The organism is Leptospira kirschneri serovar Cynopteri str. 3522 CT, assembly GCF_000243695.2.
In the GTDB taxonomy this organism is placed as follows: Bacteria; Spirochaetota; Leptospiria; order Leptospirales; family Leptospiraceae; genus Leptospira; species Leptospira kirschneri.
Map to the genome: position 1 here is coordinate 124835 of NZ_AHMN02000010.1, position 20217 is coordinate 145051.

General features: G+C 36.0%; 17 protein-coding genes, 1 tRNA gene and 1 pseudogene. 9 read left to right on the forward strand and 10 right to left on the reverse strand.

Annotation, left to right across the window (positions count from 1 at the left end):
* Positions 1-167 precede the first annotated feature (167 nt).
* Positions 168-1118, reverse strand: a complete 951-nt coding sequence (locus LEP1GSC049_RS213885; RefSeq protein WP_004759605.1) for a hypothetical protein — start codon at positions 1116-1118, stop codon at positions 168-170.
* Positions 1119-1404: 286 nt separating this feature from the next.
* Here LEP1GSC049_RS213885 and dut point away from each other — a divergent pair, with 286 nt between their 5' ends.
* Positions 1405-1842 (forward strand): dUTP diphosphatase, encoded by a 438-nt coding sequence (gene dut, locus LEP1GSC049_RS213880; RefSeq protein ID WP_004750838.1) that lies wholly within the window; start codon positions 1405-1407, stop codon positions 1840-1842.
* Positions 1843-3537: 1695 nt separating this feature from the next.
* A complete protein-coding gene (locus tag LEP1GSC049_RS213875) occupies positions 3538-4068 on the forward strand; it encodes a DUF1564 domain-containing protein (RefSeq protein ID WP_004760541.1) in 531 nt (176 codons plus the stop codon).
* Between the two features lie 184 nt (positions 4069-4252).
* Here LEP1GSC049_RS213875 and LEP1GSC049_RS213870 read toward each other — a convergent pair whose 3' ends face one another.
* The 4 genes from LEP1GSC049_RS213870 to LEP1GSC049_RS213855 form a co-directional block, all read right to left on the reverse strand.
* On the reverse strand, positions 4253-5245 hold the full coding sequence (locus LEP1GSC049_RS213870; RefSeq protein ID WP_004760554.1) for a hypothetical protein: 993 nt from the start codon (positions 5243-5245) through the stop codon (positions 4253-4255).
* A gap of 558 nt (positions 5246-5803) precedes the next feature.
* Entirely contained in the window at positions 5804-6574 is a 771-nt protein-coding gene (locus tag LEP1GSC049_RS213865; RefSeq protein ID WP_004750541.1) for a ribonuclease H-like domain-containing protein, read from the reverse strand.
* Positions 6574-8304: an apolipoprotein N-acyltransferase gene (locus LEP1GSC049_RS213860; RefSeq protein WP_025186055.1), complete on the reverse strand. Its 1731-nt coding sequence runs from the start codon at positions 8302-8304 to the stop codon at positions 6574-6576. The genes LEP1GSC049_RS213865 and LEP1GSC049_RS213860 overlap by 1 nt, the downstream gene beginning before the upstream one ends.
* Positions 8305-8310: 6 nt before the next feature.
* Positions 8311-9345: a lipase secretion chaperone gene (locus LEP1GSC049_RS213855; RefSeq protein ID WP_004759296.1), complete on the reverse strand. Its 1035-nt coding sequence runs from the start codon at positions 9343-9345 to the stop codon at positions 8311-8313.
* Positions 9346-9430: 85 nt separating this feature from the next.
* On the opposite strand from LEP1GSC049_RS213855, the gene LEP1GSC049_RS213850 reads away from it, so the two are divergent.
* Positions 9431-10450, forward strand: coding sequence for an NAD(P)-dependent oxidoreductase (locus LEP1GSC049_RS213850; RefSeq protein ID WP_016560865.1), 1020 nt, complete (start codon positions 9431-9433; stop codon positions 10448-10450).
* A gap of 167 nt (positions 10451-10617) precedes the next feature.
* Here the strand turns inward: LEP1GSC049_RS213850 and LEP1GSC049_RS213845 are convergent, their stop codons facing one another.
* The 3 genes from LEP1GSC049_RS213845 to LEP1GSC049_RS213835 form a co-directional block, all read right to left on the reverse strand.
* On the reverse strand, positions 10618-11520 hold the full coding sequence (locus LEP1GSC049_RS213845; RefSeq protein ID WP_004750308.1) for an SPL family radical SAM protein: 903 nt from the start codon (positions 11518-11520) through the stop codon (positions 10618-10620).
* Entirely contained in the window at positions 11498-12211 is a 714-nt protein-coding gene (locus tag LEP1GSC049_RS213840) for a DNA alkylation repair protein (RefSeq protein WP_016748096.1), read from the reverse strand. The genes LEP1GSC049_RS213845 and LEP1GSC049_RS213840 overlap by 23 nt, the downstream gene beginning before the upstream one ends.
* Positions 12212-12353: 142 nt before the next feature.
* Positions 12354-14054 (reverse strand): acyl-CoA dehydrogenase family protein, encoded by a 1701-nt coding sequence (locus LEP1GSC049_RS213835; protein ID WP_004750840.1) that lies wholly within the window; start codon positions 14052-14054, stop codon positions 12354-12356.
* Between LEP1GSC049_RS213835 and LEP1GSC049_RS2000000226440 the strand changes: the two are divergent.
* A pseudogene (locus tag LEP1GSC049_RS2000000226440) lies at positions 13990-14198 on the forward strand (hypothetical protein). The gene LEP1GSC049_RS213835 and the pseudogene LEP1GSC049_RS2000000226440 sit on opposite strands and share 65 nt — an antisense overlap.
* Before the next feature lie 27 nt (positions 14199-14225).
* Here the strand turns inward: LEP1GSC049_RS2000000226440 and LEP1GSC049_RS2000000226445 are convergent.
* Entirely contained in the window at positions 14226-14975 is a 750-nt protein-coding gene (locus LEP1GSC049_RS2000000226445; RefSeq protein ID WP_004773055.1) for a protein-L-isoaspartate O-methyltransferase family protein, read from the reverse strand.
* A 6-nt stretch (positions 14976-14981) separates the two neighbouring features.
* On the opposite strand from LEP1GSC049_RS2000000226445, the gene LEP1GSC049_RS213825 reads away from it, so the two are divergent.
* Positions 14982-15054 (forward strand) — tRNA-Phe (locus LEP1GSC049_RS213825).
* A 14-nt stretch (positions 15055-15068) separates the two neighbouring features.
* Here LEP1GSC049_RS213825 and LEP1GSC049_RS213820 read toward each other — a convergent pair.
* Entirely contained in the window at positions 15069-15311 is a 243-nt protein-coding gene (locus LEP1GSC049_RS213820) for a hypothetical protein (RefSeq protein WP_000876121.1), read from the reverse strand.
* 97 nt (positions 15312-15408) lie between these two features.
* Between LEP1GSC049_RS213820 and LEP1GSC049_RS213815 the strand changes: the two genes are divergently transcribed.
* The 4 genes from LEP1GSC049_RS213815 (at position 15409) to LEP1GSC049_RS213800 (ending at position 20214) form a co-directional block, all read left to right on the forward strand.
* Entirely contained in the window at positions 15409-15840 is a 432-nt protein-coding gene (locus LEP1GSC049_RS213815) for an AAA family ATPase (RefSeq protein ID WP_004750789.1), read from the forward strand.
* 880 nt (positions 15841-16720) lie between these two features.
* Positions 16721-17890, forward strand: coding sequence for a DUF1577 domain-containing protein (locus LEP1GSC049_RS213810; RefSeq protein ID WP_004759278.1), 1170 nt, complete (start codon positions 16721-16723; stop codon positions 17888-17890).
* A gap of 345 nt (positions 17891-18235) precedes the next feature.
* Positions 18236-19078: a LolA family protein gene (locus tag LEP1GSC049_RS213805; RefSeq protein ID WP_004750478.1), complete on the forward strand. Its 843-nt coding sequence runs from the start codon at positions 18236-18238 to the stop codon at positions 19076-19078.
* A gap of 20 nt (positions 19079-19098) precedes the next feature.
* Entirely contained in the window at positions 19099-20214 is a 1116-nt protein-coding gene (locus tag LEP1GSC049_RS213800; protein WP_004750693.1) for a helix-turn-helix domain-containing protein, read from the forward strand.
* The last annotated feature ends 3 nt before the right edge of the window (positions 20215-20217 follow it).

Below are 20217 nucleotides of genomic sequence, written 5' to 3' on the forward strand. Positions count from 1 at the left end.
TTGGAAGAATCTATTGATTCTGCAAAAAGTTAGATCTGAACTTTACAGATGGATTCCTAAATTGTGAGGACTCATACTTTAGAAAATTTTTTCTAATATTCTTATGCAGAACTCACGTTACTTTATGTTAGCCTGGGTATTTTATAGGATCAGTAATTTCATATTGGTTAGTTTTGTTTAGTTTCTCCGGAATCTGCCGAAAGCATTAAACTTTCTGAATCTACTGCTTCGAACTGATCTCCTAAAACTTTACCTAGTTTATGAAGTTGATCGTTGTTCCATTTTTCGTTTGGAGCGCCGGATAAAAACCAATCTGATCCGTTGTCGGCAAGTATCATTCCATATTTTTTTAATGCGCGTAGGATTACTTGGTTTTCTTTACTAAATCCATCTATGTTAAAACTTGCTTTTAAACGGAAACGAGTTCCCATTGGTGGAACGTTTTTGTCCGTGATTTTAGAAGCGTAGTGACGAGCGGGCCATAGATACGCTTTTTGTGTTTTTTTGGCCGTGAAACGGATTGCGTGTTTGATTTCTCCAGAGGCTATCTCTTCGTATCGTACTAAACCGGGTAAAATTGGTAATCCGGCTGCGTCCGCAGAAGTCCAGTTAGCCGGGCGAAGTTGATTGGACTTTAAATCAAAGACCGCGCCAGATATTGCAGTCCAAGATTTTCCTTTTTTCCTTGCGGAATACAATTCATATAATTTGCATGTTTTTTGTTCTACGACTAGAACGTGTCTGTCTCCGTCGCTCGTTTCTCCACCTTCTATAGGAGCGTTATGCGGAATCGGATAAGGTCCAGGTTCACTTTCCTCAGTATATTCAAAAGATACTGGAACGGGATTTGCGCTGGATGTTAGTATAAACGGAATTCCGATCGGCATTCCTTCCCAGAGTCCGGAACCAAAATCCGCTTTTAATTTTTTTTGTGCTCCGATACTTCGAACATAGGATTCTGAAAGAGGATGTAGAGGAAGTGTATCTACGGGAGTATTCCAGATATTATTTGCTGGAAATACTTCACAGTTGCCTAATGTAGGGTCGGAATTCAAAGGATTTAAGAATAAGGAGCTAAGTAAAAGCGCTCCCAAGAGGTTCATTTTTGGATGTTTCACGTTGTAATTCCTGTAGATTCTTTGTCGGAACGCAATCTCTTTTTTCAGGAAAGATATTGGATTTAAAGATGTCGAGCGCCAATAGAAGCGAGACGCAAAAATATAGGAACTACTTCGTTTTGTTATTAACGATTTAGTGATCTGGATCGTGGCTGATTTTAAATCTTTTGGAACGAGTTCTAAAAGATCAATGGGTTCATTTTATTTCTGATTTTTTCAAAACGAAAATAGTTTTTTAAAATATTACCTTATTTTTTTATAAGGTAAAAATGGAGCATTCTCATCTATGAAAATTTTTATTCAAAAGCTAAGACCAAACGCCGAACTTCCTTTATTACAAACAAAACAGGCGGCCGGTTACGATATTCATGCTTGTTTAGATTCAGAATTGATTCTAGAGCCTAGTAAAGTTGTATTAGTTCCCACAGGTCTTTCCTTTGCCATTCCTCAAGAGTTTCATTTTGAAATTAGACCTAGATCTGGTTTTTCTACAAAAAATAGAATCTTAATTCCAAATTCACCTGGAACCATAGACAGCGATTACAGAGGAGAATTGATGATTCCTCTTTTAAATTTAGGAGATTCTTCTTTTATAATTGAACATGGAATGAGAATTGCTCAATTATTGATCCGTAAAACCTGGTATGCGGATTGGGAGCTGGTCTCGGAATTTGCGGATCGGACGGAAAGAGGTGCAAACGGTTTCGGTTCTACTGGACATTAGAACTGTATTCAATTTGATATATAAAATTAGAAATTGTATTTTAGGAAATCTTTATAAACTTCAAAGATAAGTTTCTGATTTTTTCGTAAAGTAAGTGTTTGGCGACTTTCATTTGAGGAAGCCTCTAAAAATCCGAAAAGGATCGTCGTCCAATTCAATTTTTCATAAAACCGTTGTTTTACGGACTTCGCAAAGATTAAAATCGATTCAATTTCAGTGATTTTTATTATACTACTTATCCCTGTGAAAGTAAATATCGTGAATTTTTATTGCAAAGTCCTGTTTTAAAACAAAATTCTGGATATTTTGTTTTAAAGCTCTCAATAAAACTTAAAAATTACAAAAGTTTGATGTTGGAGAAATCTCCGAAGAATTCGCAAAATCCGTGGCTGTTTCTGTGGGAACTTCAGCAGTTTATCATAAATTTATAAAGTATTATCGTTTATATCTTTCGAAGTTTTAGGATGGATTTTCAATACTTAGGTCTAATTCATATTCAATTAATGTGGATTAATGCGAAAGGGATCGATGAATGAACTAAAGCACAACGCTTCCTATCATAACCAACCACACAAGTATTTGGATCTCAATATCAATCTGTGGGAATTACGACAAATCCTCTGTAAAACTGAGTTCCCACCCCACAACGCGACCCATAGGAAAGCGTTGTGCTTTAGTTTTCCCTATTTTTGGGTGGGGGTAACTCAATGAATTGCTTCCCATGGGTCGCAATTCAGGTGGAGAAATTCGGAAGACTTTTCTCTATCAGAAAAACATGCTTTTTGCAAGTAAAAAGACTCATTCTTGTCGGAACACTTGAAAAATGTTCGTTTTTGAGTCTTCTGATTCTAAAATCCTATTTAACTTGTGGGGTTGGTTATGGCTTTCTATGAGGCGCGTTTGAAACTCAGCAAAACGCTCTCCTGAAACTCAATGCATCGCTCCCTAAGGGTCGCTCTGCAGGTCGCGTTTGAAACTCAGCAAAACGCTCTCCTGAAACTCAATGCATCGCTCCCTAAGGGTCGCTCTGCAGGTCGCGTTTGAAACTCAGCACAACGCTTTCCTATGGGTCGCGTTGTAGGATCAAGTTATTGATATTTTATAAAAATTGAATCTGGTTCTGGAATTTCACAATAACTTGACCAGAGCTAAAGAACCTGGTCCGGCTGCCTCTGGCAGCCGGATTCGCACTGATTTTCTTACGTTGAATTCACGTTAAAATATTTTGTTTCTTTTAAATTTTTTTCTATAAATCGTTTACGTATACTTCGTATAATGTATGCTATACGAAGTTATTACGCGTTGAAACTCAGCAAAACGCTCNCCTGAAACTCAATGCCATCGCTCCCTAACGGGTCGCNCTGCAGGTCGCGTTTGAAACTCAGCAAAACGCTCNCCTGAAACTCAATGCATCGCTCCCTAAGGGTCGCTCTGCAGGTCGCGTTTGAAACTCAGCACAACGCTTTCCTATGGGTCGCGTTGTAGGATCAAGTTATTGATATTTTATAAAAATTGAATCTGGTTCTGGAATTTCACAATAACTTGACCAGAGCTAAAGAACCTGGTCCGGCTGCCTCTGGCAGCCGGATTCGCACTGATTTTCTTACGTTGAATTCACGTTAAAATATTTTGTTTCTTTTAAATTTTTTTCTATAAATCGTTCCGGTTGGAAAGTTCGAAGAACCGTTTTCTAGTATGGATATTCTTTTGTTGGATGACGGTCAAAAAATTGAATCTGCTTTGGTAGAAGATTCGTTTGGAACGGATTCTCTTTTGGTTCCAGATGTTTATTGGAATCGTTTGAATTTTCAAGAAAGAAAAGCTCTTCGGGGTAAACTTCCTTTTTTATTGAGGAAATATTCGAAGCAGATCGCTTCTATGAAACGCCTTCATGATCGGGCGGGTAAAATCAAATACAATCGGTGCGTTGGTAAAATGAAAAAGTTTAGCATTCGGGTTCATACTGGTGTTTGGGCGACTTTAGGTGTTTTAGCGGCGGCTCATGGTGTTTCGAGATGTTATCTTTTTAATTATATGCTTTGGTTGGAGGACCTGGGTGGAGAGGAGGATTTTTTTGTGAAAAGTTTAAACCCAGGAGTTCCTAGCTTTCACTGGACTTACAAAATGATCTGGAAAATTGACAGGAGACAAAATCTCATTTCGAGAGAATTACAATTTGAACCAAACCCAATGACGAATAAATATCCATACTATCTAAAAGAATAAAAATTATGATGACACATCAAATTTACGTTACTATATTTAAAAACAGATGATAGCAATAAAATGTTAATATATTTAAATATATTAATATACGAATTCCTTTGTATAGAAAGTTAAATTATTTAATGATAAATGGCGAAAAAATATTTACCCCTTCGGTTGGCACATCCCGTATAAGAACAGACTTTTAGAAATTTACACCGCCGAAAACAACCAATTCCAAAAAACCGAAATTTTGACTTGCCCTATCTTTAGAATGTCCGTTCGTAAAAATATTAGGAAGGTCTATATATCCTCCTTTACCACCGAGTTCGAAAAAAACGGATCGGAATATATCCGCACGAGCGGCAACATAACCCGAAACCCCGTAACCGGAAGTATGAAAGTGATTGTTTTTTCCTTCTCCGAAAAGGCGAACGTCACTTCTGCAAATGATCGGTCCGCCGCCTATGGACGAAACAAAACTGAGCGCATTTTCTCCGTTAGACGAAACCCATATAGGTTGAATCATACCAACATCTAAATAAAGAAAATTTAATCCATCCGTATGTTCGAATTTTAAAAAATCAGGAGTTATATTGACGGTTTCTCCGTTATGATAACCTTCCCATTTTTTATACGCGTCCGGAAATAAATAAAGATAAACCGAAGATTCGGGAGAAGTTGCAAAATGAGCTTTTTGAATAACAATCGGATCTATATAACCGTAGATATTAGAGGCCTGTCCTCGGCTCATCACATACTTCATGTGATCTTGACCGAACGCTACGAAAAATTTATCCGAAAAATAATAAGTCAAACGAAAGTTGTATTGTGGAATTTCCCAAAGGCTAGGATTCAGATAAACGGATGGATTAAATTTTTCCGGTTTATCTTTTGCAACCACGTCTTTTAAAGTGAAGTTATATCCAGGACCGTGAAAAGAAATATCGCTTTGAGTATAAGAATCTCGATTATAACCCCATTGAAAACTCCAAGTCCCCTTTCTTTGATCTACTCTTCTAGGCGTTTGTTTGGGGTCCGTTTTAGTATCCGAATTGATTTGTGCAAGTGGGATGGCTTCTTGTTTATCAGCGTTTTTCGTTTGAGAGAATACGCCAAAAGGAAAAATACAAAAAATAAAAATGTAAAACATTTTAAGAAACAAAGTATTCACGTTTTGTGTAGAGTTTGAATTCATAGAGGTAGGGAATAAAAAAATCCAAATTAATTTTTGAAAATACTAAATTGGAAAAGACTTCGAAGCTGGCTATGTTTTTTTCTTTAGAGTTTAATTATTCTATATACTTTCTATTTTTTGAATTTTGATCTGAATGTCGTTTATCAATTTTATGGTAAGTGATTCTTTTCATTATCCCGTCAAACTTGTTGATTCCTACACAATAAAATATCATAAATGTAGAAACGAGAATCCCAGTTTAAAGACAGAATTTTATGTATAGTCTACTAAATAATGTGAGCAGGACATAAGAAAATCAGTGCGAATCCGGCTGCCAGAGGCAGCCGGACCGGGCTCTTTAGCTCTGGTCAAGTTATTGTGAAATTCCAGAACCAGATTCAATTTTTATAAAATATCAATAACTTGACCTCGCATCGATCCCTTTCGCGTTAATTCACGTTATTAGAGAAGCGAGACGGCTAGAGAGTTCTGCTTTAGTTTTCTTGCATCTATCTCTTTCGTATCGGATACCAAACTTAGGTCTTTATAAAGATTTCAGTTTATAATAAGAATGTAAACTTATCGAAGTTGTAGAGGTTCTTGAATGACTTCTCCGTAAAAAGGAGTTTCCTTAATCTTTAAGTTGTATCCTTTTATAAATAAGATTTCAAGATTCACAGTGTCTTCCCGATTGTATTCTTCTAAAATTTTAAGCGCGTCCATATCGTCATAATCCACGTATTGTTTCCAAAGATTTACTGCTTCAATTCCAGTAATTGCTGCGGTTTCCGGCCTATGAACGCCTAACGTTTTTTCACATCCTTTGAGTCCCCCTCTGATTCCTAAGGATCTTAAGAAAAACATAATATCAATGTGATTGTTTCGGAAACGTACGTTAAATTCCTTTTCTAAAAAAGGAACGTCGAACGCGATCCCGTTATAAGAAACGAAAATTTGATCCTGACTTAGATTCTCCAAAAAAAAATCCAGATTAAAACCTCGAATATAAGAACGGTATTCGTATCCGTCAAAAGTTCCGATGACAGTAGTTCTGTCGTCGTTTCCTAAGCCAGTGGTTTCTATGTCCATGTAGAGAAGTTTTTTCCGAATTGTTGGAAAAAGTCTCCAGTGATGTTTTGGGGAAAATACGTGAAAAAAGTAGAAAAAATTCTCTCTCTCTAATTCTTTTTTAGAAAATTCTAATGCGTCTAAGATCAAATTTCGGATAGGAGCCGGTTCCGTTTTCAGATACATTTCCAGATCTTTCCAGTCGTAGATACCTTTTTCCCAAAGATTTTTTTCTTCCTTGGAATCGATTCCGGGAAGATGACAGAAGGTATGTCTCAACATCAACTTTTCCTTTTTATTCGTAACACGAAAATAAGACGAGAAATCAGGATCAAAACACAGAAGGGCCATAGAAAAGAATTTCCAAATCTGGTATAAATCGTAGATTCCACGGCGCCTAATCGGATCGAAAACGCTCTGGTTCCGGTTTCATGAAAACCCATTGGAGCGATCATTGAAATTCCTCGTGCGTCCCAGACTTCCGAAATTCCGGAAACTGCGGAGCGAATCAAAGGTAAACCGGTTTCGATCGCCCTGAGTCTAACGGCCCCGGAATGTTGATAAGCCTCTAATTCAGAATCGAACCAAGAATCATTGGTGATGTTGATTAGAATCTCCGGTTTTTGTTCTTTTTGAAAGTAGTCCAAAACAAGTTCCGTAAACATGGCTTCGTAACAAAGTAAAGGGAGGATCGAATAAGAATATTCTAAATTTCTAATTTTCTTTGTATGTTCTGCAAAGGATGAAAATTCGAATTTATACGATTTTGGTTCGTTCAATTTAGAAATTTCGGGAGGTAGGATCGGTTTTTGGTTTTGAATCTTATTTCCGATTAAAAGTTTTGGAGATTCTCCGGGTACGTATCCGGAAGTTTCTTGAAAGATAAAACGTAAAAAAGGAAAAATTTTTTCCATTGGAAGATATTCTCCGAAAGGAAGTAACCTTCTTTTATCGTATCTTTCGATTTTACCATCCAAGTTTTTAAAAAGACTGACCTGATTCTTGAGTCTGTTTTGATCCAAATTCAATTCGTTAAATAGAACGTCCGCTCCTGTATGTTTTGAAAGATATAAAATGATACCTTCCATTGTGGGAGAATATATTTTTTCTTTCCGATTTTCTTCGGAATCGATCGTACCATGAAACGGAATCGCAGATTCCGGAATTATGATCAAAGAAGGTGAATTTTCGAAAGTGAGTAGGGCTAAAGAAAATACCTTACTCATCGTAGCGCTTAAATAAGAGGTGTCTGCTTTTAAGTCCTTTGTGCCCGGAGACGTATCCGGTTGAACCATAAGCACAGATAGATCTTTGGGTTTTACTTCATTTTGTGATCTGTTTGTATATCCGATTTGATAGAGACCGTATCCGTATACAAACGCGATACAGACTAAACTTGCGATCGAAATTTTGAATTCTTTTGAATTTTTGATTTTATAAGAATTTAAGAATATTATAAAAGTGGATGATATAAATAGTAAAAGAAAACTCAATCCGTATACTCCGCAAATGGAGGCGAATTGTTCAAACACGATCGAACCTGAAATTAAATTTCCCCAGTACCAAGGGAAAATTTGGAACGTTATCATATCGGAGAGTGTTCCAGCGGCAGGAAATACAAGTAAGATACAAGTTTTTGAAACGGATTCTATTTTAGAAAAACGGAATAAAATATAAAACGGAAAGAATTTTAAGTGAGAGATCAGTCCGTATAATAAAAAGAAAAATGCGGAAACAAAAGTGTCTGCACCGGAAATTCTAGAAATCGCTCCTGGAATCCAGTAAAAAGCAGTGAAGTTTAAAATTTGAGAAAGTATCAAAAGCCACAAGAGAGATTTCCAGATAGAAATTCTATTGAGGGAAAAAAACAAAAAAATACAAGAGATAGAAGCGAATACACCTGCCGAAAAAAATGAAAACGGAGAAAGTCCAAACACGGTGCCGATTCCAATTCCAAAACACAGTATAAGTCGGTACAAAATCGAATCTTTAGAAATAAAACTGTAAAACATCTGTTTTTATTTTTTTATTTCCTCTTCATACTTAAGCCTTCTTGAATATTCTTCCGCTTCTTCCTTTCCTAAATTTTTAATCCGAATTTCCATCAGAGCTTTTTCCTTGGTTTCTACTTTGACGTTAGGATTTTTTCTGATCCAATCGGCTTCTTCTTGTGCGGTCAGTTTTTCCTTTTTTTCTTTTTCATCACTTTCTTTATAAACCGTTTCCATACGATCGGCGCCGTCCTTACCAAAATATTTTTCTCGAATGTATCTAGTTTTACTGTTACGTTCGGACGAACTCATTCTTTCCAGTTCCTTTTCCCTCAAAAACATCTCTGTCTCATAGGTATTGTATTTCGGTTCTCTTTTTTTGATCGTATTGTAGTATTGCCCGTAGACATTTTTTCTGAACTCTTCGTACTTTTGCATTCTTTGTTCGCCGTTTAATGTTTCCGTGTCTTTTAAAAAACCTCCCAAGGAATCCAGATAAGTTTCTTCCGCTTCTTCTAAACCAAAGATAAGTTTTGCTTCTTTATCAGAGAAAAATTCCCTTCTTTGTTTTTTGATGAGTTCGTATTTTTCAGCTCTATTCAATTTGTCTGGTATTTCTAATTCTTTCATTTTTGTTTCGTATCTTAAGTAACTGGAAAACAACTTCATTAGATATTCTGCATCTTTTCCAAAATAATGATCTGCAATAAATGCGCGAATAATTTCGTTACATTGTTCGTAGTGTATGTTTTCCGGACATTGTCTTCTTAAGCTAGAGAGTTCGGAGACTAGATTGATTTCTCCGTTTGACGCGTATAGTATCAATTCATCGAAAGAAAGCCAGTTTCCGTTTTCGTCGAAGATTCTACGCGAGGTATTTATGATCGCTTGATTTAAGGTCCATCCTCCGGATTCGGAACTGAATTCCGGATCTGGACTTGTTGAAGAATCTGTAGTGATTTTACTTCCGCTAAAAAATACGAACCAAATCAACACGATTAAAAACGCGGAGATCAAAACTACCAATGTGTGGAATGTGATTTTTTGCTGAAGCGTTTTCATAGGCCGTGATTTTTTAGAAAATCTTTTTCAAAGCAAACCTTTTTTGTTTTTTCTAAAAAAGAGGCTGGGATGGAATGACAAAGTAGTGGGACTAAAAAAACCGATTCTATATTATCCTGAAGGAACTACCGGGGCTAAGGAAATTTTTTCAAGTTTCGAAAAATTAGAAGTAAGATCCTATCCTAACGATCGAATCAAAGAAATTTCAAAAGAAGAACCCACGATTTTAATCGCAAACACTAGGTTTCAAGTAAATCGAGATAACATACAACAATTTCCTACGGTAAAAATTTTCGCAACCGTTAGCTCTGGAACGGATCACGTAGATTTTAATATACTTAAGGAATTTAGAAAAATTTTTTTAAACGCTCCCGGTTGTAATGCCGGTTCTGTCGCGGAATATTGTTTTGCGGGGCTTTTAAGTCGATTTGAGGAATCCGAACTTAAGAGATTGAAAGTTGGCTTGATAGGACACGGTCACACAGGGAAAGAATTTTATAAAATTCTAATATCTAAAGGAGTGAACTGTATATTTTACGACCCGTTTTATAAGACGGAATCCAGTCCTTTGAATGAAGTTTTGGACGCTTCCGTTCTTAGTTTTCACGTTCCACTGACCAAGGACGGGCCGGAGCCCACGTTTCAATTTGTAAGCGCATCTTTGATCGATTCTTTAAAGCCGGGCACGGTTTTTATCAATACAAGTCGGGGGGGAATACTTTCTCAAGAAGCTTTTGATCGATTGATTGCAAGAAATGATATATTCAAAATATTAGATGTATTTGATCCAGAGCCTCCAGCGTCGGAGATGGGAAGGAAACTTACAGAAATGAAACATTCCATTTTGACTCCTCACATAGCTGGTTACAGCCAGTTGGGTAGAATTGTCGGAACTTACCGAGTTGCGGAAAAGTTATCTATTTTATACCGGGACAAACCGTTGCCTTCTTTAAAATCTTTTTTACAAACATCCGGAGAATTTAAAACCTCTACTTTTTTAAAAGAAGAGGATCGTCTTTTGAGAGAGGCCTGGAGAAACGGGGATACAAATTATTTTGAAAAAAGAAGAAATACTTATCCGATAAGACTCGATTGGGGATTTTAGGAAGTTCGTTTAACAATCTATAGACGAGCATACTTTTAGGAAATTTTTTCTCTCAGAGCTTAAGTTATTTAGAATTGTATAATATATTAATGTGAATCTTTATCGTAAAAATTTGTTTGAATACAAAATATCATATACTTTGTTATACGTATCAGTAAAAATCATTCTTAGAGTTCAGTTGTCAAAATTCCTTTTTGTAAACCATATTTAGAACATAACTCGGAAGTTTTATGGTAAAGAGCGTTTTGATAGAAATTGGGCATTCTGAAATCTTTGGAAAAAAATTTTTGATATTTGGAAAGTAGATGAGGAAAGTGATTTTCGATCGCTTTAAAAATTAGATTTTTATGATCCGAAGGATCGTTTCCTCCAAAAAGAGTCAAACTCGCAGGGAAGATATATCGGATTCCGATCTCTTGAAAGGTTTGAAACATAAATTCTAAATTTTTTCCCGTATCCGAAATATGAGGAAGTAAGGGCATTAAACTCACTCCAGAAAAAAAACCTTCTTTTAAAATTTCCTTAAGTGCAGAGATGCGTAAACTAGGGGGAGTTGCTCCCGGTTCAAAAATTTTAGCAATAGAATCATCCAGAATAGAAAATGAAAACGTAATAAATGATTTACGGTTCAATCGATCCCGCAAATCTACTGGAAGAATTGCGTTTTTTTCAATTTCGCTTAACAAATCTAGGTCCCGTAAAATTAAATCTGATTTAGTAAGTATATGAACTGGAAATTTATATTTTAGAATTATTTGAAGTAATTCTCTGGTAAGACCGCGTTCTTTTTCAAGTTGTAAATAAGGATCCGTGGAAGAGGAAAGCACGATAATACCGTACCGATTCTTTTTAGCAAGATTAGATAGTTGTTTATCTAGAACTTCAACGGCGTTTTCTTTAATAGAAAGTTTATCCTCTACGTTCAGGCCGTATTTGCTGCCTTTCACATAACAGTATAAACAACGAAACGAACAACCACTGTATGGATTGATTGTATAGTCATCTAAAAACCAAGGATCTCTCCGTTTCGTTTTATTGAGAATATTTTTAATGCGAATATTTTGAGCCATACTTTGAAGATCTACTCAGGCCGATTTCTATTTTTTTTCTAAAAAACGACTGAATAAAAGGATTCGCTAATAAACTAGATTCAAATTTTTGAATAATATCCGGATGAAATTTAGAAATGGTTTTAAGCGCCCAACCAATTCCTTTTTTAGTATGAAAGTCTTTTGTATCCGCTTTAGATAAAAGGAGACAAAACGTAACTTCCACGTATTTTTTTCCAAGACCTTTTTTGACTGCATAATGAGACGCGACTCCCACGGAACGAACGATCCAACCGTCTTTATGGTTGATGTAATCTTTTAAAATCGGAAGGGTTTTTTCGGGTTCCTTGAGAAGAAAGTGACCCATCACTCTTTCTCCGATGATGTCGCACACGTACCATTCGTTTCCTAAAAGGATGTATTCAACGGCCTTATTTAAAGATTGTTCGAAATGTTTTTCCAAACGAAGCTGAAGAATGATCGCGGAAATGACGTAACCTCCCATATGCCCCAGCTCTATGATTTGATCTGTAAAATAGATCTGTTTATGATCGGGGATTTTAAAATAGAGTTCTTTTCCGACAAACTCAAGTAGTGGGAACTTTATTTTTTTCTTCAAAAGTTCCGATTCAATGACGGAAATCCAGAGGGATTCATCGGAAAGTTTTGAAAGAATCAATTTGATTTCTTTTTTAGAACGAATGGAATCCATGAAACTGATTTCAATTTACGGTTTTAAAGTATGACACTTTTTCAAAAGTGGAAAACTTTCTGGCTTTTCAGGTTAAACTCCGACATAAAATAAAACCCTTATATTATAAAAAAATAATTATACATACAGAACCGAACGAGGTTTAAGGAGCCATTTCATAAGCGTCTTTGTAAGAATAAACCTTTGTACAAACACGATTAAATAGTTCTTCGTTTTCAGCGGGTTTAAAAATCATAGCCAGACATTTTTCCATTTGATCTTGTGTACTACTTCTTTTAGAATAAAGTTGAAGAGCGTATTTGGAAAAATCACGCACCATAAAATCGAAAATTTGATCTAAAAGATCGTTATCTACTTTTTCAATGGCGGCGTTTTCGATCAAAAGTTGACCATAGGCGACTAACGTAAATAATTCCCCGAGAATCAGCATAAAGTCTAAATCCTTTGATTGTTTAGAATCGGGAGGAGTGGATTTTAGGAATTCTTTGAAGACCACAATTTGTTTTTTGAAAATTTGAACGTTCGGGAGATCTACGCTCGAATACACTTCATTATAATCTCTGAATGTGATTTTTTCAAAACCTTTAGAAGTAGTTCCTTGATTGAAAAGAAAGTCGTCGTTTTTAAAATCATCGATCTTAGGAATAACCGGAAGGGAGGAATTTGGCTCGAAGAAATAATTGTTCATGAATTTGATGATTAAGGCCATGTTTACGTGGGCGGTACCTTCCAACTTTGGAAGTCCTCTAATATCCTTGGCCGCCATTTCGAAATACATATTTTTTTCAAAACCTTTTGCAGCGATCACGTCCCAGAGAAGATTGATCACTTCCTCTCCTTGCATTGTAACTTTCATTTTTACCATTGGATTGAATAAAAGATAACGTCTGTCAGTTGCGGAGGCGGCTCTCATATAATCCTTAGCCCTAGCCGCAAAAAGTTTCATAGAAAAAAGTCTACAATATGCATCCACAAACATCTGTTTGATTTGAGAAAAATCTGTTACATTACGATTGAATAATTTTCTTTTAGAAGCGTGATTGAGCGCTTCGTAAAAAGAATGAGTACAAATCCCAATGGAAGCCCAGCCCAGATTGTATTTACAAACAGCGATTGTACTGAGAGAAGCATCCCAGGCCTCTCTGTCTTTGGAAAGGATTTCCTTTTCGGAAATAGGATAATCTTTCAAAGCATATTCTCCCACATAACTCTGAGAGTTGACTACGTTCTGAATCAGTTCGTAGTTTTTATGACCGGAGTTGACTGCAAAAAAAACGTAATTTCCGGTATCTTTCATTTTACCGAAAGTGGAGACGATCGCGGCCTTATTGGAATTTCCAATATAGTATTTTCTTCCGTTGGCGATGTAGTTACCGTTGCCTTTGTTTTCCAAAGACATATCACTGGAAATTAAATCTGCACCGTGTTCTTTTTCGGAAAGACCAAAAGCAAATATCTCACCATCTAACAATAATTTTGCGGTTTTGTGTTTGATCTCTTCGTTTTTACTGTTCCAGATCGGACCAAGTCCTAACATAGAAACCTGCCAAGTATACCAATAACAAAGACCGTAAAAACCAGCGATTTCGTTAAAGTCGCAGATTCGAGTCGTGTCCCATCTAGAATCGCTTTCGCCGTAACCGGAAGGAGTCATCAAAGTGGCGAAAATTTTTTCGCTCTTTTGAAATTCTAAAAAGTCTGCATACCAGGTTTGATTTCTGTCGTCTTCTTTAAGTTTGTTTTTTCCTTTCTTTTCAAAAAAGGCAATGGTACGTTTCATGATATTTCTAGATTTTTCGTCCAGATGTTTGAATTCGGTTTTTTTAGGGTTCAATAGATCCATAGTCGTTCTTCCTAAAGTAGATAGTGTTTCAACTTGCAAGCTTTTCCAAGATAGAAAAATATTTAAAAAAAGATTAAAAGAATTCTATCAACAATTTCAAAAATACTTTATCCTGCGAAAGAGAGTATTCGAAAGTATTTTTAAAATAATCCATAAAGACGCGGATACAAGTTAAAGTAAAGGAACAAATCGAACCCCACCTTTGGATTCAAAGGACCAATCCTTGAGATTTCTTTTTGCGAAGATCAAAGATTGATCTCGTTTTCCCATCGGAAAGATAAAAATTCCTCCCGGTATTAGAGATTGAAAGTAGGAACTTTTTGTGTCTGGTAGATCCGGAAGTGCCGCGCAAGAAATCATCTTATCAAATTGAAGTTCTGGTTTTAGGATTTCAGTCGCGTTTCCTATCATAAAACGATTTGTTTGAGTACAACCTGGATTCCAAAGTTCTAAATTTTGAGTGGCGGTTTTAGAAAGAGAATCAAAGAATTCAACGGAGAATAACGTGGCTTCTAAAAAAATTAAAACCGCACTTTGATAACCCGAACCGGTTCCGATTTCAAAGATACGATCTCCTTTTTGGACTTCAAGAAGTAAGGACATCCATGCCACCATAAACGGTTGAGAGATGGTCTGATTACGACCGATCGGAAGAGGTTTATCTTCGTATGCTTGTGAAAGATGAGAATCCGGAACGAAACATTCTCTTGGAATCGAAAGCATCGCGGAGAGAATTTTTTTATCTCGAATTCCTCGAGAGACGATTTGAAGATCGACCATACTTCTTCTTTCTTGTTCACGAAGAATCGGATTACAGACTTTAGACGAAGAAAACATAATGTCTTTCCCTAAACAGAATTTGGGAAGAGCGGCTTCGATCTTTTTCGTTGACAGTGTCGATCGTTTTTCTATTCTGTCCATGAGTTTGGCCTTGTAGCTCAGTCGGTAGAGCAGAGGACTGAAAATCCTTGTGTCGGGAGTTCGATTCTCTCCGAGGCCAAAACTCATTTCCTTTTATTTAGCTGCTTTTCTTTCTTCCCCTAATTTCCAGAGTTCCGAAAAAACAACTTCGTCAATCACCTTACAGAGTTCAGGTTTATATAGTTTTTTGACCGGAGGTTTTGGATAAATATGAATTTCGTCCGTGTTGGGAATATAAGTCATCATCTTCTGAATCTGATCTTCCCCTTCCACTTCATACATCGTATAAGACATTCCTTTGGAAGGAATGATTTGTTCTGTTTCTAAATATTTCATCCTAAACCCTTAGAGTTCCAGCTCTTGAATACAAAAGAATTTCTGCTGGATGTTTATTATAAGTTAAACAAATTCAACGTATTTGTAAAGTAAAAGAATGAATGAAGAAAAGTCACTGATCCTTTTGAGAGGATTGCCGGGTGCAGGCAAAAGCAGACTCGCTAAACTTTTATCCGAAAACGGAAAGTATCCTGTTTTTAGCGTGGATGACTATTTTACGGATTCTAAAACTCAAGAATACAATTTTGATTATAAAAAAAATCATCTCGCGTATAAACACTGCGAAGACTGTGTTCGAAAAGAAGCGGAACTTGGAACCTCTAAAATTTTTTCAGACAACACGTTTACACTTTCTTGGGAGATGGAACCTTACTTTCAGATTGCATCCGAATTCGGATATACGATTTTTGTAGTCACGGTGGAGAATTATCACAACGGAAAAAACGTTCATTCCATCGATGATGAATCCTTAAAAAAAATGGCTTCAAAGTATAAGGTTCGCCTTTTACCTGAAAGTATTTCGGAATAAATATTTTACATTGGGAATTTTTATCTAAATTCAAATTTTATAATTTTACTGATGCTATATATAGGAATACTTGATATTTTGCACTCAAATCTGCTTTTATGATTAATATTATAGGCATATCGTTTTGAATAAAATTAAAGTTTCCGCCAAATCGGAGTATGACGATTTTTCATTTGGAGCTCGCCCAAAACCTCAAAGAATTTTACACGATCATTCTTTAAAAATTTTTAATCAAATGTAGTAGTTCCCACAAATTAGGTTGTATTGGCAATTTACTAACTTTCTAACAGTTCTATTCTCATGTTAGTTCGACGTAAGGAATCCATGCTTGATTTTTCTAAAAAAGTTGTGATCTTGATTTCTAAAATGTGGGAACTCCCACCAATCACGAACCAATTCTAAAATTGTAGGAACTCATACTTTTAGAAAATTCTTTCTCGTTTTCTTATGTCGAACTTCACGTTAATCTCGTTAAATTTTCGTAATAGTTCCCACAGATTACGTCTCTTAGAACCGATCAAGGTTTTGTACAAAGTTAAAAAATGTAATAGTTCCCACATCTTAGGATTTTATCTGTAAAATCCAGATATGTAAAAATTAAAATACAACGTTAGACAATAGAGAGTTTTCAAAAGTCTAAAAAGAAACGGAGTACTCTTTTTGAAAGTAGATCCTAAATTTTTGTATTTAGAAGATAAGATAGAATAACGTAGACATAAGTAGGATTTAGAAATTCAACCTAAAATTTGAATCTATACATATCAAAAAGACGATTCTATAATTTGAGAATTCAAGCGATAAATTTTATATTTACCGAATTCGCAATCAATTTCATTCTACGCAGGAAGTTTATATTTTGTTTTGAGTTAAGGATTTGACGATGGGTGGAATAAAATTGAAAGAACGAGATTTAGATATTATCAATTCTCCGGAACAAAGAAAACATATTATTGAAAAACATCTACTCAATCAGAGTTTACGCATCAAAGGAGATCCAAATAGAGAAACGATCACGATTCAAAAATACGTGGATTCTGGAGAAAAAATTGTCGCAGGACTTTCAGATGAGATTCACTTTTCTGAAAATGATGAGATCGTATTATATAAGATACTCGCCAAGTATGTACAATTAGAATGTAGTTTTATAAGAAAAACTAGACCAGGAGTTGCGGAGTTTGTCGTAACTAAAGTATCCATCGCAAAATCCAACCGTGCTTTTCCACGTTACTCGGTTGCAGAAGACGCGGCTCACGTAACTAATATTAATTCTTCTAAAACGGTCATAGATGCGTCTTTATTTAACATTCCTACTTTGGTAAAGGTAAGTTTTGAAGACTATAAAACGAAATTAAAACCGGATCAATTGGGTTTGGTTGAAATAGACGTTTTTAAATCGGATCAAGATGAAAAGTTTGAATTGATCAAACGAACAAAAAAATACATCCATATTGAAAACACTTCTATAGAAGAATCCTATAAAACTAAGTCTGAAAACCAAGTGGATGTGGAAGACGAAATTCACGAAGAAATTCCTTCTTTGATGAGGAAATATAAGGATGAAAAAATCGTTTCAGAAATTATCTATCCGATCATCTATATCAATCATTCTAGACAATCCATTCCTCTTGGTTATATCTGGGTTCGAAACAAGGAAAAACCTCTTGGTAAAAATACCATCGAAAAGTTGGCCGAACTTTCGAAAGAGATGGTGGCTCGGATCAAGGAATCCAACACGGTTTTAACCACTGAAAAATTTCAGATTATCGATATTTCCAACAACGGAATTTGTATTAAAATTACGGAACCACATTTAATTCAAACCCTTCCTAAACACACTGGATTTGTGTTCGACATTTATATTCGTATGCAAGGTTATTTCAAAGTTTTTGGAGCAATCCGCTGGCTTTCTTACGACGAGGACGGTAGTTTGATTTTAGGAATGGAGTTGGTGGCTAAGTCTTCTTTTCCGGGAGAAAGAGAAAAGTTTCATAGAAACGTAGAACTTTTAGGTCAGGGAAAATTTACCGGTTTAAAAACGCATGCGATTTGATCTTTGTTTACTTAAGTATAGTATAATTTTTGAATCTTTCCTGCAGGTATAAGTTTGAATTGACGTTTGTTTCGAAAGTAATTTAATTTTTTAATCCTACATTCGTAAAACGAATTGGAAAAACCTTACAACACAAATCTATTCTATAAAACCGGTCCACTGAGTTTTTAGCCTAAATCTCTAAATCCCAAGTGTAAAATACGTTTTATAGGCCAGAACTGGAAATCTGGCGGTGACCTGGACCAGTAGAGCAAATTCTATGCGGAGTCTTCTTTCGGAGATCGGCGTTGGTTGTTATTTTCTAATACATCGATTTACAATTTTGTCTAAGAGTAGAAGAGGGCGTTGTATCCGTCTTTTAGTCACTGTCTTGAACCCAAAATTTATTCTGACTCCGTCTCTCAGAATTTAAAAAGTGACAAGGTTTCCAAGGCATCTGATCTTAGTAAAAAAATCCCGGGAGATCCGGTCTTTCTCATGAAAAAAACAATCATTCTTTCTTTTTTTATTCTATTTTTAGCCTTAGAACCTTCTCTACTGGCTCAACCCGCGCATAACTGGAATTCTCCTTCCGAAGTAGTCAAACAGGTAAAGAAGAAGTTCAGCGATTTGAATTCTTATAAGGCCGATTTTCAAATTCAGACAGTTTCCAATAAAAAAAGCAAAAATATGAAAGGTGTCTGTCTTTATAAAAAAGGCGGAAGAATCCGATACCAATTTAACGAACCTTCCGGAGACGAAATCGTTTCGGATGGAAAAACTTTATATATATACATTGCCCGCTTGAACGCGGTGGGTAAACAAGATCTTACATTAAATAAATCGAATAAATCGGGACCGATTTTTTCTAATTTTACGGACGAAGGTCTTTCTAGAATTTTTAGAAAATATCACTATAAGTTCGATTCCATAGAACAACCCCAAACCTCTTCTAAAGACGGACGTAAATACTTTGTGCTCAATTTGGAACAAAGGGAAAAAATCGGCGGTTTTGAAACGATGTTGCTTTATGTGGATGCACAGACGTATTTTATTCAAAAAGCGGTAGCAAGCGACGGAAGAGGAAAGGAAACTACAATCGAATTTTCTAATTTAGAAATCAATCCGGATTTGGAAGACGGACAATTTAACTTTCATATCGGTGGAAACGCAAAAATTATCAATAACCCGCTTGTGTCGGAACAATAGGTCCGAAAAGGAGAGAAACGTTGAATCAAAAAAGAGTTGGGCAGATTCTCCGTGAGGCGAGAGAAGAAAAAAAACTAAGTGTCAAGGACGTTGCCAGAGAAACTAATATTTCCGTAAAATACATTCTGGCTTTAGAAACCGAAGACTATTCTCAGTTTCCGGGAGAAACCTTTACCATGGGATTTTTGAAAAACTACGGAGGTTATCTGAAATTAGATACGGGACAGTTGATCAATTTATACAGAGGAGAAAAGATAGAAGAATCCCAAGCGCCTCTCGAAGAACTAACTCGTCCTACCGCTTCGTATTATACGAAGATTAACGTGGATAAAAATAAAATTTTTACGATCGCGTCCGTATTGATCATTCTTATATCTGCGTATCTTATCATTGATAGTTTTATCGGCCCTTCTTCCGATGACGACTCGGTGGAAGAATCCGGTAAAAAACTAGATATTCCGGAAAACATAGATTTTCTTTCTAGATCCATTCCGGAAAACAGAAGTGAATCCTTTATTCTTACTCCGGATAAAGGAGTTAGTTTTTCGGTAAGCAATCAACAGTGTAAACTATTTATAGATTCCGTAGAAAAAGGAGGCGCCGTTAACACCGCAGTACTTGCATTTAACGTTTATCCGGAACTGACCGTATATAAATTTCGTTTGAGTGAAGGACAGGAAAAAATACTCAGTTATACAATTCCGGAAATTTCTAGTCTCAGACGGAACGTTAGAATCATCTCCCAGGCGGTGACTGAAAATTCCGCGAAGGTTTTAGTCACGTTGAGCGACGAAGAGCAAAAACAGGAAAATAATAACTCAGTCGATAACACAAAAACGTTAGGCGACGTTCCGATTCAAGTGACTCTATTTTTTAATAAACCTAGTTATGCTGAATTCATCATAGACGGTCAGATGGGATTTAGAGGTCTTATACAAACGGGGGAAAACAGAAGTTTAGAAGCCAAGGATCGTCTGGAACTAAAAGTAGGAGACGGTTCCGCGGTGGAGATGATTCAAAACGGAAAACCTAAAATCACTTTGGGACGCCCAGGCAAACTAGTGAAGAAAATTTTTGTGAAAACTCAAAATCCTTATGATAGCACACAGTCCATCATCAAGGAGTTGGGAGAATAGGAT